The 14574-nt window shown below is 67.3% G+C and carries 13 protein-coding genes and 1 pseudogene; 7 read left to right on the top strand and 7 right to left on the bottom strand.

The features are described 5' to 3' along the window. Positions 1-182: 182 nt before the first annotated feature. The 4 genes and pseudogenes from M5C98_RS02350 to M5C98_RS02335 all read left to right on the top strand — a co-directional run. Complete coding sequence (locus M5C98_RS02350) at positions 183-1280, top strand: Ig-like domain-containing protein (protein WP_272550736.1); 1098 nt, start codon at positions 183-185, stop codon at positions 1278-1280. 3 nt (positions 1281-1283) lie between these two features. Beyond that, complete coding sequence (locus M5C98_RS02345) at positions 1284-2390, top strand: hypothetical protein (RefSeq protein WP_272550735.1); 1107 nt, start codon at positions 1284-1286, stop codon at positions 2388-2390. Positions 2391-2531: 141 nt separating this feature from the next. Continuing rightward, positions 2532-3203, top strand: coding sequence for a histidine phosphatase family protein (locus M5C98_RS02340; RefSeq protein ID WP_272550734.1), 672 nt, complete (start codon positions 2532-2534; stop codon positions 3201-3203). Between the two features lie 21 nt (positions 3204-3224). Next, a pseudogene (locus M5C98_RS02335) lies at positions 3225-3341 on the top strand (oxidoreductase); the annotation flags it as partial. Positions 3342-3368: 27 nt separating this feature from the next. On the opposite strand, the gene M5C98_RS02330 reads toward M5C98_RS02335, so the two are convergent. Next, positions 3369-3890, bottom strand: coding sequence for an HD domain-containing protein (locus M5C98_RS02330; RefSeq protein ID WP_272550732.1), 522 nt, complete (start codon positions 3888-3890; stop codon positions 3369-3371). Positions 3891-3957: 67 nt separating this feature from the next. After that, positions 3958-4917 (bottom strand): LysR family transcriptional regulator, encoded by a 960-nt coding sequence (locus M5C98_RS02325; protein ID WP_272550731.1) that lies wholly within the window; start codon positions 4915-4917, stop codon positions 3958-3960. A 166-nt stretch (positions 4918-5083) separates the two neighbouring features. On the opposite strand from M5C98_RS02325, the gene M5C98_RS02320 reads away from it, so the two are divergent. After that, positions 5084-5476 (top strand): carboxymuconolactone decarboxylase family protein, encoded by a 393-nt coding sequence (locus M5C98_RS02320; RefSeq protein ID WP_272550730.1) that lies wholly within the window; start codon positions 5084-5086, stop codon positions 5474-5476. 13 nt (positions 5477-5489) lie between these two features. Here the strand turns inward: M5C98_RS02320 and M5C98_RS02315 are convergent, their stop codons facing one another. After that, entirely contained in the window at positions 5490-6344 is an 855-nt protein-coding gene (locus tag M5C98_RS02315; RefSeq protein ID WP_272550729.1) for a creatininase family protein, read from the bottom strand. Between the two features lie 7 nt (positions 6345-6351). Next, on the bottom strand, positions 6352-7680 hold the full coding sequence (locus M5C98_RS02310) for a sulfatase family protein (RefSeq protein WP_272550728.1): 1329 nt from the start codon (positions 7678-7680) through the stop codon (positions 6352-6354). A 238-nt stretch (positions 7681-7918) separates the two neighbouring features. Here M5C98_RS02310 and M5C98_RS02305 point away from each other — a divergent pair, with 238 nt between their 5' ends. Further along, positions 7919-9724, top strand: coding sequence for a methyl-accepting chemotaxis protein (locus M5C98_RS02305; protein ID WP_272550727.1), 1806 nt, complete (start codon positions 7919-7921; stop codon positions 9722-9724). 82 nt (positions 9725-9806) lie between these two features. On the opposite strand, the gene M5C98_RS02300 is transcribed toward M5C98_RS02305, so the two are convergent. The 3 genes from M5C98_RS02300 to M5C98_RS02290 all read right to left on the bottom strand — a co-directional run bounded on the left by M5C98_RS02300 (position 9807) and on the right by M5C98_RS02290 (position 13422). Continuing rightward, on the bottom strand, positions 9807-11876 hold the full coding sequence (locus M5C98_RS02300) for a TonB-dependent receptor (protein WP_442867220.1): 2070 nt from the start codon (positions 11874-11876) through the stop codon (positions 9807-9809). Between the two features lie 138 nt (positions 11877-12014). Then, the gene (locus M5C98_RS02295; protein WP_272550725.1) at positions 12015-12374 is read right to left on the bottom strand and encodes a DUF2946 domain-containing protein; all 360 of its coding nucleotides are present in this window, start codon (positions 12372-12374) and stop codon (positions 12015-12017) included. Positions 12375-12441: 67 nt separating this feature from the next. Beyond that, the gene (locus M5C98_RS02290; RefSeq protein ID WP_272550723.1) at positions 12442-13422 is read right to left on the bottom strand and encodes a LysR family transcriptional regulator; all 981 of its coding nucleotides are present in this window, start codon (positions 13420-13422) and stop codon (positions 12442-12444) included. Between the two features lie 101 nt (positions 13423-13523). Between M5C98_RS02290 and M5C98_RS02285 the strand changes: the two genes are divergently transcribed. Beyond that, entirely contained in the window at positions 13524-14540 is a 1017-nt protein-coding gene (locus M5C98_RS02285) for a zinc-binding alcohol dehydrogenase family protein (protein WP_272550721.1), read from the top strand. Positions 14541-14574: the final 34 nt, after the last annotated feature.

Genomic DNA, 14574 nt, shown 5'->3' with positions numbered 1-14574 from the left:
GCCATGCGGCCTGAAGTGGCCAATGGAAATCCGCCGTCATTCGAATTTCCAAAGGCGGCGTTCCAATCTTTCTGCTTTAAACGGCAGTAAAAGCAGTGTCCACGGCGTTGTAAAAAAACAACGTGAAATCACATCCAGTCATGTTAACTTTCGGGACTTTTCCAAAAGTTAACTTTGAATAAATGATGTATCGACTTTCTTCACGAAGGTACACGCTTTCTTTGGTACTAGCGGCAGTGGCGGCGTCCCCGGTGCAGGGGCAGATTACCGCGCAAGGCTGGACAGTTGGGGGCAGGGGAGCGGATGGTAGAAGTTGTTATCCCTCCGTTCAAGAAGCCTGCACCATTGGCGGGAATGGGCAATTAAGTCCTTCGCCCACTGCTGGCACGGGCTACACCTGCCAGGAAATGGGCACGGAAGGCCCGTATTGGGCCGCCATCAACAAATGCTACTACGAGCAATTTCCAACCTTGGTCGGTTTGTCAGAACCATCAGAAACGCGCCCCGCCGGCACGGGCGGTTCTGCCGAAATCACCTTGATTGCCAAGGTCACCAATAGCACCGCCGCCAAGTCCGGTGTGGCGCTCGGCTTTTCGGTCGATGTCACCCCCAATTCCGGCGGGCATGAACACCACGACGTGGCCCGCCCCAAGGGCGTGTTGAGCGCAACCCAGGGCGTCACGGATGCCAATGGGGAAGTCAAAATCACCTTCAAAGCCCCCGAAGTGGCGGGGATTCATACGATCCAAGTCGCTTGCGCCGTTTGCTTCAATAGCCCGGTTTCCAAAGAGATACAAGTCAAGGTGGCAGACCTGCTGCCCATTTCTCCGAATCCACCCCAGAATGCAGATGGCACTTTCGTTTATGCATTGACCAGTGTGGATAAAACCCACCAGGGCAATGGGCGGTATCACCACAATCAGTACTATTTGACGCAACAGTCGTTGCAAAATCTGCTCGGTTTAATTGGCTCTTTTGCCGCTGAAGGTTGGGGAACTGTGGCATTGAACGATGCCAGCCTGTTTTGGGGTGGCCGCTATGACATCACGTCCAACTGGCGCGGGCCACATGCGGGGCATCGAGAAGGTCGTGAAATAGACATTTCATTTGCGCGAGCCAACAATCCAATTTCTGCATCTAAGCAAAGTGACTTTTACGATAAGTTCTGCAAGAACAAAAAAGTAAATTTTCCTTTTTCACTTCTTCATCACTACGTGAATGCCCCACACTTTCATGTGTATCTAGAAAAACAAACGGCTTGCTGGAAATCGGAACATTAAATCATGAACATCACTCAGTACATTCGCCTCACCCTGTTGGTTCTACTATTGGGCACAAACCAAGCCCATGCTCAAGACAGCGCGGTTTATGATGCGTCACTAAACGTGTGGAGACTCCACTTTCAAGCTCCTGAATCTTCTCAGTGGGTTCAAAAAACCTACGAGGCACGCACAGCCATTCAGCCGACTATTCAATCAAGCATTAAAGGCAACGGCAAGCCGTTCTTTTACAAATACATCGTCCGCAATCAACGAGGTGCAAAACAAAACATCAGCATTATTCACATCTGGGGTATCCCGATGATTTATGAGACTCCGAATTTGCCACCAATAACGTCAAATGCTCGGACAGAGAACGACAAGTGGACCCAACAGTATTGGGATCAATTGACCGCTAAAAGAAGTTTTGAACAAACTGTTATCAAGGCACCAAAAGGCTGGAGTGCCGGACTGCGGGTTGACGAAGAAGCAGGGCAGACCAGCTTTGTCTGGACTTTGGGGTTGAAAGACACAGACTCCTATGGAATAGAGCCAGGGCACTCGCAGAGTGGATTTACAGTATCAAGGGCCGAGTTACCCGGCGTGGCACGCACGTATCTGCAGGGGCGCATTGCCGAGCCTTGGGGACTGGATGGACTGCCAGACACTCCGTTCTGGAAAGCGAAGGTCGATGAAATCGAGGAACTGGATTACCTGCTGGTGCCTGTTCTAGCCCCCCTCATTCCCATCCCTGATCCGTACAACGCTGGCGAACTGGCGCGGCGCATCAAAGCGCATGTACAAACTTGGCCAAAATACGGTCATGCCAGTACCGACACGCTGGCACGATTAAACCGCCAGTTCGACGTTTTGATTCCCGCGCTGGAAATGAACAACAAGCCAACAGCGCGTGCAGCGGTAGCGGCGATGCGCAAGGAATGCATCGATCACCATCGCGATCTCGTGGACGCCAAGGCCGGCGAAGACGATGACACGCAAGTCTCGGTCGCGTTGCCACGCACACCCGCACAACGCAGTGCCACGCCCGCTCCGGCCCTCGACCGCCTGGCGGCCAGGGCGCTGATGTTCGACCTGCGTTACCTGATGGATCGAATGGACTCGGTACGTTGACGGACGACTGCGGATTCTGCGCAACACCTGTGTCGGAATGGCCGCCAGCACATTGAAATCGCCGGCATTTAGCTATCAAAATAGTAGCAATCGTCACCCGAGAGACAAAGGTGCGACGCGGCCCCGCCCAGAATCGCCGGCATGGGAACCCTCTACCTCGTGCGCCATGGCCAGGCCTCGTTTGGCGCGGATGACTACGACCAGCTGAGCCCGCGCGGGCGCGAGCAGGCCGTGCGCCTGGGCGAGTACTGGCGGGCCCGCAACGTGCGCTTCGATGCGGTGATCACCGGCACGCTGCGCCGGCACGTGCAGACGCTGGAGGGCATCGCCGAAGGCCTGCAGATCGCGCCCGAGCCGCTGGCCCTGCCCAGCCTGAACGAGTACGACAGCGCGGCGCTCATCGCCGCCATCCATCCCGGCCCGCTGCCCCGGCCCGACACGCCCGAGCTGTACCGGCACCACTTCCGGCTGCTGTGCGACGCGCTGGCGCAGTGGATGGGCGGCACCATCAGCCCGGCGGGGATGCCCAGCTGGGTGGCGTTTTCCAGCGGCATCCGCGCGGCGCTGGACCATGTGCGCCGCCACCACGTAGGGCACCACGTGCTGCTGGTCTCCAGCGGCGGGCCGATCTCCACCGCCGTGGGCGAGGTGCTGAGCACGCCGCCCGAGGTGACGATCGCGCTCAACATGCGCATCCGCAACAGCGCGGTGACCGAATTCAGCATCGCCCCAAAGCGCCTCATGATGCAGACCTTCAACACGCTGCCGCACCTGGACACCGAAGAACACGCGAGCTGGGTGACGCACGCCTGACCGGATGCGGGCGGCACGCGCGTTCAGGGCACGTCTTCGGTCGCACACCTGCGCGAGAACCTGGCCGCGGCCACGCTGGCGTTGTCGGACGATGCCATGCAAACCCTGGACCGCATGGCCGATCGCGCTGCGGGCTGACCGCCCGGGCGCCACCACCCGACCGACTCAGGCGCCCTGCGGCAGCGCGCCATCGGCCAGCAGAGCGTCCAGTTCGGACCACAGCGCGTCGCACAGCCCCGGGCGAAACGCGGATGCCTTGAAAACGGCGTGCTCGCCCTGGTACACCGTCCAGAGCGCGCGGCTGCCGTCGGCCACGCACGCGCGCACGTTGCAGAGCCGGTCCGCCACCTTCACCAACAGCGCCAGCTCCAATGGCCCGGTCACCTGGGCGAGCTTGGCGTAGGTCCTGGATTTGCGCTCTTTCCGGGTCGCGCCGGGCTCGTCCGTGAGCAGGTCCACGCAATCGGCCACCCGATCGCCGAAACGGGCGCGCACATCGGCCACGGTGGCCTCGGTGTCTTCCACCACGTCGTGCAGGTAGCCGATCAACTGAGCCTCTTCACCAAAGGGCGCGAGGACCGCAGCCACCGCGTCCAGGTGGTGCGAATAAGGGTGCGCTCCATACCTCTGCGTGCCGTGCATCGTGATGGCGTAGGTGCGGGCGTCGGATACGGTGGGGGTTTGCATGCGGGGATTTTGATCCATGCGGCTGGGGCCGCCACCAGCCCACGCTTTGCGGCGCTGGGCGCCGCGCTCAGCGGCGCCGGGTGGTAGCGCCCGGCGCCTCGCGCCGCGCCTTGGCGCGGGCCGGGGGCGGCGTGGCAAGCGATTGAGGGACCACGCCCGCTGCGGCGACCAGCACCTCACGCAGCGGCTGCCGGCCCTCCCGCGTTGCCAGGCCGATACCGACCGCCAGGGCTTCGCCCTCGGCCAGCGCGCGGTACACCACGCCAGGCCGCCGCAGCGCGGTGAACGACCGGGGCAGCAGCGCCATGCCGCGCCCACCGGCCACCTCGGCCAGCAGAACGTGGTGGTCCGCCGGCTCCCGCAGTTTCGGCGGGGCGAAACCATGGCGCGCGAAGACCTGCTGGCAGTGGTCGTAGAACGCGGGCTGGCGGGCACGCTCGAACCAGAAGACCGGGGCATGCACCAGATCGCCGAGGCGCACCTGCCTGCGCTGGGCCAGAGGATGGGACGACGGCATCGCGACCACCATGGGCAACCGGTCCAGCTCCAGCACGTCGAGCCCTGGGGCCTGCGTCGGCAATGCCACGAAGGCCGCATCCAGCTTGCCAACGCCCAATTGCCGCACCAGCCTGGGCGAGGTGTCCGACACGGTGGTGACGGTCGTGCCGGGCTGGGCCGCTTGCAGCCTTTGCGCCAGCCCGCGAAACCAGGCCGGCTCGACCGCGCTGGTCAGCCCCAGCCGCAGCGCGGGAGGCACGCCCCGGCACGCCACCGCCGCCTCGGCATCGCGCAGCAGCTTCCCCACGCTGCGCGCATAGGGCAGCAAGCGTTGGCCGGCATCGGTGAGGCCCACGCCCTTCGTGGTGCGGTCGAACAGCCGGGTTCCCAGCCGTTCCTCCAGCTCGCGGATCGCGCGGCTCAAGGGTGGCTGGGACAGGTGCAGGGCTTCGGCCGCTTGCCGGAAGCTGAGCGCGTCCGCCACCGCAAGAAAGAGCGCCAGGGATCGGGAGTCGAGAAGGCTTGGCATACCGAAAAGGTATCACGAATCGCGTCATTCCCAACGCTGCAAGCCATCCCTAGAGTGAACGCATTCCACCCACTTCAAGGATTTTCATGACCCGACTCCAACCCCTTCCGGCCACTGGCCACCCCACCCCGCCCCGCCAGCCGCATCGGCGCCAAGGCGGTGCCCAATGAGCGCCGAACGCTACGAACGCGGCCGGCGCATGCTGGGTGCCGTGGACGGCCCTGCAGGCCTGGCGGTGGTCGAGGGGCTGGCGAAATCGTTCCCCGACTTCGCACGCTACCTGCTGGAGTTTCCCTTCGGCGATATCTATGCGCGGGAAGGGCTGGGCTTGCGTGAACGTGAACTGGCGACCGTCGCGGCGCTGTGCACGCTGGGCCATGCCCTGCCCCAGTTGCGGGTGCATGTGCATGCGGCGCTGCATGTCGGCTGCCAGCCGCAGGAGATCGTGGAGGTGGTGATGCAGATGGCGGTGTACGCGGGCTTTCCCGCGGCGCTCAACGGGCTGTCCGTGGTGCGCGAGGTCTTCGAGGAATCGGGCATTGCGCTGCCGCTGGCGTGATCGCCGAAAAGCGCTAGCCCCCCGGGCGTTCCACCACGGTGTCCAGCGGCAGCGCGTGCAACTCGCCCAGCAACTGCACCAACCCTGCTGCCGCGGCCTGCACGACCGCCTGGCCTTTTTCCGCCGTGGCGCCAGCGGCGTTGCCGACCGCGCCGGCCGGGTGGTAGTCCTGCATGGCCCAGCCCATCTTGGCGCTCTTGCCGTTGCCCAGGAGGGCGTAGCGCTCCGCCCGGTCCTGCGAGGTGGAGCGCCAATGCTGCGCATGCGCCATGTGCACGGTGCCGGGGGCGAGGTGCAGCATCATCGATGTCTCGATCTCCCCGCCGTGGATGCCGAAGCGGTGTTCCTCGGCGCTGAACTGCGCGCTCACGGCTTCGGGCAGCGGCAGGCTGAACCAGCTGGCGCTGTACACCAGCAGGCCGCAGTGCTGGCGCAACTCGCGCGCCACGATGTCCATCACGCTCACCTGGCCGCCATGGCCGTTGAGCAGCAGCAGCTTCTTCACGCCCGCGCGGGCCACGCATTCGCCCAGCTCGGTCCACAGCGCGATGAGCGTGGCGGGCTTGAGCGTGAGGGTGCCGGCATAGGCCGTGTGCTCGGTGCTCAGGCCCACGTTCTGCGGCGGCAGGAACAGCGCCGGCACCTCGGCCGGCAATTGCGGCAGCGCGGCATCGATCACGCCTTGCAGCAGCGCGGCATCCACGCTGAGCGGCAAGTGCGGTCCGTGCTGCTCGATGGCGGCCACGGGCAGCACGGCGACGGTTTGCGCCGCCCGGCCCGAGGCCAGCGCCTGCGCGAAGTCGCGGGCGGACCATTCGGCCCAGAAGCGGGAAGTTGGAGCCGGGGGCGTGGTGCGGGCGGAAGTCATGGGCGGTTCAGAAGGTGGCCTGCGGCAGTTCGTTGCGGGTGAACACGAGCGAGACCTTGGCCTCTGGCGGGATCGCGGGCAGCTCTGCATCCCACGCCTGCCACGCGGCACGCAGTTCGGCCAGGCGCGCGGGCTCGCGGTCGCGCAGGTTGGCGCGTTCGCGCGGGTCGGCCACCACATCGAACAGGTATTCCACGCCGTCCACCTGCAGGTACTTGTGGCGGCCGCGCACCAGCGCGCGCTGCTCGCGGTGCTTCATGCGCCAGCACAGGTCGCGCTCCGGGTTCCACGCGGGGTCGTCGAACAGCGGCAGCAGGCTGGTGCCGTCCAGCGGGTAGTCGGGGTGGGCGGCCACGCCGGCCGCATCGAGGAAGGTGGCAGTCCAGTCCATGGTGAGGCTGGGGGTGTCGCTCACGCGGCCCGGGTCGATGCGGGCGGGCCAGCGTGCCAGCAGCGGCACGCGGATGCCGCCCTCCAGCAGGTCCATCTTCTGGCCCACGAACGGCCAGTTGTTGGAGTAGCGCTCGCCGCCGTTGTCGCTGGTGAAGACGATCAGGGTGTTTTCGGCCAGGCCCTTTTCCTGCAGCGCATCCAGCACCCAGCCGATGCCCTCGTCCATGTGGTGGACCATGCGCTGGTAGGTTTCCAGGCTCCCGCCATCGACATGCTTGCCGAAGCCGGCGAGGCGCCGGGATTCGGCGCGGTCCTCCCGCGTGAGCCAGGGCCAGTGGGGGGCGCTGTAGTGCAGGCTGAGCAGAAAGGGGCGGTCCGCCGACTGATCGCGCACGAAGTCCACCGCACGGCGGCTGAGCAGGTCGGTGAGGTAGCCGTCTTCGGTGTGCTCGGTTTCGTTGACCCAGAAGTCCGGGCGGCCGCGCGGGTCGCAATGCGCGAAGTAATCCGAGCCGCCGGCATGGAAGCCGTAGAACGTGTCGTAGCCGGACATGCGCGGGCCGAAGTGCGGCGGGTAGCCCAGGTGCCATTTGCCCACCAGGGCGGTGGCGTAGCCCGCATCGCGCAGCAGCGAAGGCAGCGTGGGGTGGCCGGGTGGCAGGCCCAGCACCTTGTCGCCGTGCACGCTGGCCAGCGGCTCTTCGGCCGCACCGCGCAGGCGGTACTGCCAGCGCCCCGTGGCCAGCGCGAACCGCGTGGGCGAACACACGGCCGAATTGGAATAGCCCCGCGTGCAGCGCAGGCCCCCGGCCGCCAGTGCGTCCAGTCGCGGCGAGACATCCACGGGCACGCTGTAGGCGTCGCGCGCGCCGGTGCAGCCCAGGTCGGCATAGCCCAGGTCGTCGGCAAGGATGAAGATCAGATTGGGACGGGAAGCGGTCATGGGCCGGTTGCGGTGAGGAAATGGCGCGGGAAAAGCGTGGGCAGCGCAGGGCACGAACCAAAGTTCGGATTGTCGCCGCCCGACCAGCGCATCCAGCAGACCCCTCGCCATCGGCGCACCGGCAGGCGAGTGGATGTCCTACGAATTGATTACATAAGTCAAATAAAAATTACACATTGACACACACCCATTGCACCGGCTAAATCGGCATTCGACTCAAGCAAAAAGGCGGCTTCCCATGAACTACTTCCAACGCATGAAACTGGGCACCTTGCTGGGCTCGGGTTTCGCGCTCGTCATCGCCATCGGTTTCCTGGTGGCCGCCTTCGGACGGTTCCAGCTCGATCATGTCGGCGGCAACATCAAGCTGCTGTCGCATGAGCGCATCGCCAATCTGCTGGTGCTTCAAGAGATGAAGGATGGCATCAACACCGTGGCCCGGGCAGCGCGCAACATCGCGCTGCTGGAAGACATTCCACAGATGACCGATGAAAAACGCCGCATCGACAAGGCCCAGGCACGCAATGCCGAATTGCTCAGCCACCTGAGCCAGCAAATGACCAGCCCCGAGGCAAAAGCCTTGATCGCCCAGATCGGACAAGCGCGGCCGGCCTATGTGGAAGCCTTGAACAAGGCCGTGGACATGGGCCTGGCCAACCAGAACGATCAGGCACGCGAGCAGCTACTTGGCCCGGTGCGCCCGGTGCAAGCTGCCTATTTCAAGGCACTGGACGACCTGATCGACTACCAGAAGGGCGCCACCGTGCGCACGGCCGACGAGTCCGAGAAGTCGGCAGCAGCCGCCGGCACGCTGATGCTGGCGCTGGCTGCGCTCGCCGCCGCCGCGGGCGCCATGGTGGCCTGGGCCATCACCCGGCAGATCAAGGGGCAACTGGGTGGCGAGCCGGCCTATGCCTCCGAGGTGGCGCAACAGGTGGCCAACGGCAACCTGGCGGTCGGCGTGCAGTTGCGCCAGGGCGACACCCACAGCGTGCTGGCGGCCATGAACGCCATGCGCACCAGCCTGAGCGGCATCGTGAGCCAGGTGCGCGAGAGCAGCGAATCCATCGCGACCGGCGCCGGGCAGATCGCCACGGGCAACGCCGACCTGAGCCAGCGCACCGAAGAGCAGGCCTCCAACCTGCAGCAGACGGCCGCATCGATGGAAGAGATGGCCTCCACGGTCAAGCAGAACGCCGACACCGTGCGCACCGCCTCGCAGCTGGCGACCTCGGCCAGCGCCACGGCCACCAAGGGCGGCGAAGTGGTGGGCAACGTGGTTCGCACGATGGAAGACATTACCGCCAGTTCGCGCCGCATCAGCGACATCATCGGCGTGATCGACTCCATCGCGTTCCAGACCAACATCCTGGCGCTGAACGCCGCGGTCGAAGCCGCCCGTGCCGGCGAACAGGGCCGCGGCTTTGCCGTGGTGGCCAGCGAGGTGCGCAGCCTGGCGGGCCGCTCCGCCGATGCGGCCAAGGAGATCAAGGCCCTGATCGGCCAGAGCGTGCAGACGGTGGAGCAGGGCTCGGCGCTGGTGAGCGAGGCCGGCAACACCATGAACGAGATCGTCGAGCAGGCCCGCCGCGTGGCCGACCTGATCGGCGAGATCGGTGCCGCCACGCACGAGCAGGAGCAAGGCATTTCGCAGGTGAGCGATGCGGTGAACCAGCTCGACCAGGTGACGCAGCAGAACGCAGCGCTGGTGGAAGAATCCGCCGCGGCTGCCGACAGCCTGAACCACCAGGCCACCCGCCTGGTGGAGATCGTGAGCGTCTTCCGGCTCGAAGAATCGGCCTCCAGCGCCGTCATCCGCCGCGCGCAGGCGCAAAGCCGAACCGCGCCGGCGCCCGCCTCGCTGGCCTCGGCGCATGCTCCGGCCACCAAGGCCCCGCGCGCCATGCCCGCCCCTGCGCGGAAACTGCAGGCATCACCCGCCAAGGCGCCGTCGGCCATGCCTGCCGCCACGCCAGCCAAAGCCGCCAGGCAGCCTGCGATGGCGAGCACCGGCACAGGCGCGGACGACTGGGAAACCTTCTGACGCCGCTGCCCCCTGCGCCACCGAACGCCGCCCCACGCCCCACCGGCCGTGGGGCGTTTTTCTTGGGCGGCCGGCCCGGCGCCTAGAACCGCCAGCCGAGCGAGGCCAGCACGCTGCGGCCATCTCCCGGCGAATAGCCCGACGAGCCGCTGTCGTACCACGCATAGACGTAGCGGCGGTTGGTGGCGTTCTTCACCTGCACCGACACATCCATTTCGGGCGTGAGGTGCCAGGTGGCGCCGAGGTTCAACAGCGCATAGCGACCGGCGCGGCCCTGCGTGTTGGTGCGGTCCAGAAAGTAGTCGCCCTGCGCGCTGGCCGAGGCGCTCAGTTCCCATTGCTCGGTGGCGCGGTAGGTGACGCCAGCCGTGGCCAAGTGGTGCGGCACGTTCTCGACCTCGCGGTCCGCCGTGGCCGGCGCGCTCGGGTCGGGCGTGGTGATGCGCGCCACCTGGTGCGAATAGGCCAGCCAGCCGGTCCAGCGGGCGTGCAGTTGCGCGTTGAGCTGCAGGTCGTAGCCCTTGCGCAGCGTGCGGCCCACGTTGCCCAGGCCACCGGGATCGGGCAGGCCATCGACACCCAGCACGCGCGCCACCTCGCCCGATGCGCGCTGGCGCCACAGCGCCGCGCGCGCCTCCAGCCAGGGCAGCGGACGGAACTTGGCGCCCACCTCCCAGCCATCGTTGATGGATGGATCGAGGTTGCGCGACTGCGTGCGATAGGCATCGATGCCCGTGCCGATCTGGAAGGTGCGGCCCCAGTTGCCGTACACGCTGGTGTCCGGCGTGAGCGCGTAGGCCACGCTGAGCTTGGGCTGGCGGATGGTGCCGTAGTCGTGCACCGGTGCGTTGGTGCCCGCGAGCCCGTCGGAGAAATGCCCGCCGATGCGGTCCACGCGCAGCGCGGGCACGATCTTCAGCGCCGCCACGGGCCGCACCACGGCCTGCACGTAAGCGCCGCGCGTGTCCAGGTCGAAGTTCCAGTCACGAAACGGCGAGGTCCGCACGCGCTCGATGGTGCGGTAGCGCTGCGCGGCGTTGCTCTGCCACTGGGCATCGACACCGCTTTCGAGCGTGAACTCGTGCGCCCAGTCCACCCGCGGGCGCCAGGTGAGCGACGTCAGGGCGCCCCGGTGCGTCTCGTCGTTGTCTCGCTCCTGCTGCACGCCGGCCTGCGAAAAGCGCACCCAGCGCTGGTTCTCATAGTGGTTGCCATAGGCCTTGGCGGACCAGGAGAGGCGGTCGGCCAGTTCGCCGTCGATGTGCAGGGCGAGCTGGCCGGTCTCGCGCTCGCTGCGATCGGCGCTGGCGTAGGCGGGGGACGAGCGCGGCGCGGCCTCGGCCTGCTCGCGCGTGAGGTAGCCCGATTCGAGCGCGCGGTTGCGGTAGTGGCGCGCGGTCAGGCCCGTGCGCCAGCGCCCGTCGTCGCTGGTGTAGAACCATTTGCCCGACAGCGCGCGCTGCGTGCCTTCGGCGTGCGCCCGGTAGCCGTCCGAGTCGCGCCAGGCCAGCGTGTAGTTCTGGCTCCAGTTGCCACTCTCGATGCCCTTGGCCACCTGCACCTCGCGCGTGCCGAAGCTGCCGACCGTGGCGATGGCGCGGCCCCCGTTGCCGCCCGAGCGCGTGACCACGTTGGCGTTGCCTGCGATGTTGTGCAGGCCATAGCGCGGGTCGTTGGTGCCGCGCACCACCTCGATGGCCTCGATGTCGATGGGGAAGACCGCATCGAGGTAGGGCATGCCGCCCGCGTTGTCGTTGGAGGGAATGCCGTCGATCAGCAGCTTGACGGCGTTCACGCGGCCTTCGCCGTTGAAGCCGCGCATCGAAAAGCGCCCGGCATCGGTGCCCTGGCGGAACGGCGTGACCTGCACGCCCGGCGCGCGCGCGAGCAACTCCCAGGCGTGGTCCACATGCTGGTCCTGCAGCACGCTGGCACCCAGGATATCGACCGAACTGAACACGTTGCGCACGGGCAGCGGGCCCGCGCTGGCGGCCTGCACCTGCACGGTGCCGAGCGTGAGGGTGGCATCGGCCATGGGTTCGGCCGCAGTGCCGGGCGCGGGTTGCGCATGGGCCGCGAGGGCCGTGGCGGCAGCCAGCGCAAGGGTGTGGCGCGCAGCGCCCGAGGGAAAGGAAAGTCGTTTCATGGCCATCGTCCGTGGGCCCTCTCCCGCATCGGCCGGTGCGCGGCGATGCAGGGCGAGGGCAAAGAAAACCGAAGGGCTGCGCCCAGGCGCTCGCCCACGCGCCGCCCCGGGCCCAGCCCGGGGTGCGGCGCACGATTCAAGGCATCACGAAACGAACGGCGGCCCACGTGCGGGCAGCGGCGCGCCCACCAGGGCGGCGATGCGCGCGGCCGCCACGGGCTGAACGGCGTGGGCCAGCGGCTGCGGCGGTGCCACACGCATCGGCGGTGCCGGTGGTGGCGCACCGCCCGGCAGGCACAGCGCGCAGTCGAGCGTGTGCAGCCCACCGCCATCGGGCGGGGCGCCATCGTCCTGCGCCACGAGCTGGAACACGCCCGCGGCGCTGCACACCACCATCAGCGACTGCGGGTGCACCAGGGGCGACACCGCGGCCACGCCCAGCGCTAGCGCGAACCACGCCAGCAGCCAGCGGGCGGTGAGGAAGGGCGTGCGCAGCGCATTCATGGGCGGGAGGATTATCGGCGCCGGGGCCAGGCGCGCAGGGCGGCCCCGCAACGCAGGGCGCGCGGCGTCACGGCAGGGCCACCCAGCCGGGATGGACGGGCATCGCGGCCCCCCTGGTCTCTTTGGCCGCCATCCCTTCTTCGGCCACCAGGGCCGTGCAGCACTGCGCGATGTGATCGACCAGCGCCCGCACCCGCGCCGGCACGAAGCGGTTGCTGGGCAGCACCGCGTGCAGGGCGTAGCGCTGGCCAAGCCAGTCGGGCAGCAGCGCGACCAGGGCGCCGGAGCGCAGGTGGGCGCGCACGTCGATCGCCGACTTGTAGACGATGCCGCCGCCCGCCAGCGCCCATTCGTGCGCGATGGCGCCGTCGTCCACGCTGCGCTCGCCCTCCACGGCCACCGAGACCGCCTCGCCATCGGCCGCCCGCTCGAAATGCCAGCGCACCTCGCGCCGGCCGGCGATGTGCAGGGTCAGGCAGTCGTGCCGTGCCAGGTCGGCGGGGTGCTGCGGCACGCCCCGCCGTGCCAGGTAGTCCGGCGCAGCGCAGGCCAAGCGCCGGGTGATGCACAGCGGCCGGGCGACCAGTTGCGAATCGGCCAGCGCGCCGTAGCGCAGGGCCACGTCCACCGCGTCGCGGCGCACGTCCTGCACGCGGTCGCTCACCGACAAGGCCAGGTGCACGCCCGGGTGCTGCCGCAGGAAGCCGTCGAACCACCGCAGCAGCAGGCTGCGCGACAGGTCCGACGGTGCGGCCACGCGCACGGTGCCGCGCAGCGCCCCGGCCTCCGAGGCCGCCTGGCTGGCGCCCTCCTCCAGCAACTCGAGCGCCCGCGCCGCGTAGTCGAGCAGGGTCTGCCCCTGGTCGGTGAGCCGCATGGCGCGGGTGGAGCGCTCGAACAGGCGCGCGCCCACCTGCGCCTCCAGCCGCTTGAGCATGGCGCTGGCCGCGGCGGGCGTGATTTCCAGCACCCGCGCCGCGGCGGTGAGGCTGCCGCCCCGGGCGGTTTCCACCAGCACGCGCAGGTCGGAGATATTTTCAAATTTCATTTGAAAGAGATAGAGATTCAAGCCGGCTTATCAAATCCATTTTGCCAACCTACAGTGCGGCCATCGCTGTTTCCCTTTCCCTTTTTTGAAGAAAGTTGCCCATGAAAGCCATCGGCTACCACGCCCCCCAAGCCATCGACCACCCCGAAGCCCTGGTGGACCTGGACCTTCCCGCCCCCATGCCGGGAGACCACGACCTGCTGGTGCGCGTGCAAGCCGTGTCGGTGAACCCGGTGGACACCAAGGTGCGCGCCAGTGCCGCACCCGAGGGCGGCGCGGCCAAGGTGCTGGGCTGGGACGCCGTGGGCACCGTGCAGGCGCTGGGCAGCGCGGTGCAGGGGTTCGCCGTGGGCGACCGCGTGTATTACGCTGGCGCCATCGACCGCCCCGGCTCCAATGCCGAACTGCACACGGTGGATGCGCGCATCGCCGCCCATGCGCCCGCCACGCTGTCCGATGCGCAGGCCGCCGCCATGCCGCTGACCGCCATCACGGCGTGGGAAATCCTCTTCGACCGGCTGCGCGTTCCCTGCGGCGACGGCGCCGCGGCAGGGCAGTCCCTGCTGGTGGTAGGCGGCGCGGGCGGGGTGGGATCGATCCTGATCCAGCTCGCACGCCAGCTCACCGGCCTGCGCGTGATCGCCACCGCCTCGCGCCCCGAGACGCGCCAGTGGTGCCTGGACATGGGCGCGCACGACGTGATCGACCACCGCCAGCCGCTGGCCCCGCAACTGGCCGCACTGGGCGTGCCGCAGGTGGCCCATGTGGCGGCTCTTACCCACACGCCGGCCTACATGGCGCAATACGTGGACTGCGTGCAGCCCCAGGGGCAGATCGCCGTGATCGACGACATGCCTTCGCTGGACGTGATGCCGCTCAAGCGCAAGAGCATTTCGCTGCACTGGGAAATGATGTTCACCCGCTCGCTGTTCGGCACGCCCGACCTGTACCGCCAGGGCGAACTGCTGGCCGAAGTGGCGCGCCTGCTGGACGCCGGGCGCCTGCGCAGCACCTTCACCACCGACGGCGGGCGCATCGACGCGGCCCACCTGCGCCAGGCGCACGCGCTGGTGGAAAGCGGGCGCACCATCGGCAAGGTCGTGCTGCAGGGGTTCTGATGGCCGGTGCCGGCATCGGCCGACAGCCGGGCCA

It is taken from the genome of Acidovorax sp. NCPPB 3576 (assembly GCF_028473605.1).
Lineage (GTDB): Bacteria > Pseudomonadota > Gammaproteobacteria > Burkholderiales > Burkholderiaceae_C > Paracidovorax.
Note: the sequence above shows the minus strand (reverse complement) of the source record. Positions and strands in the feature narration are given on the sequence as shown.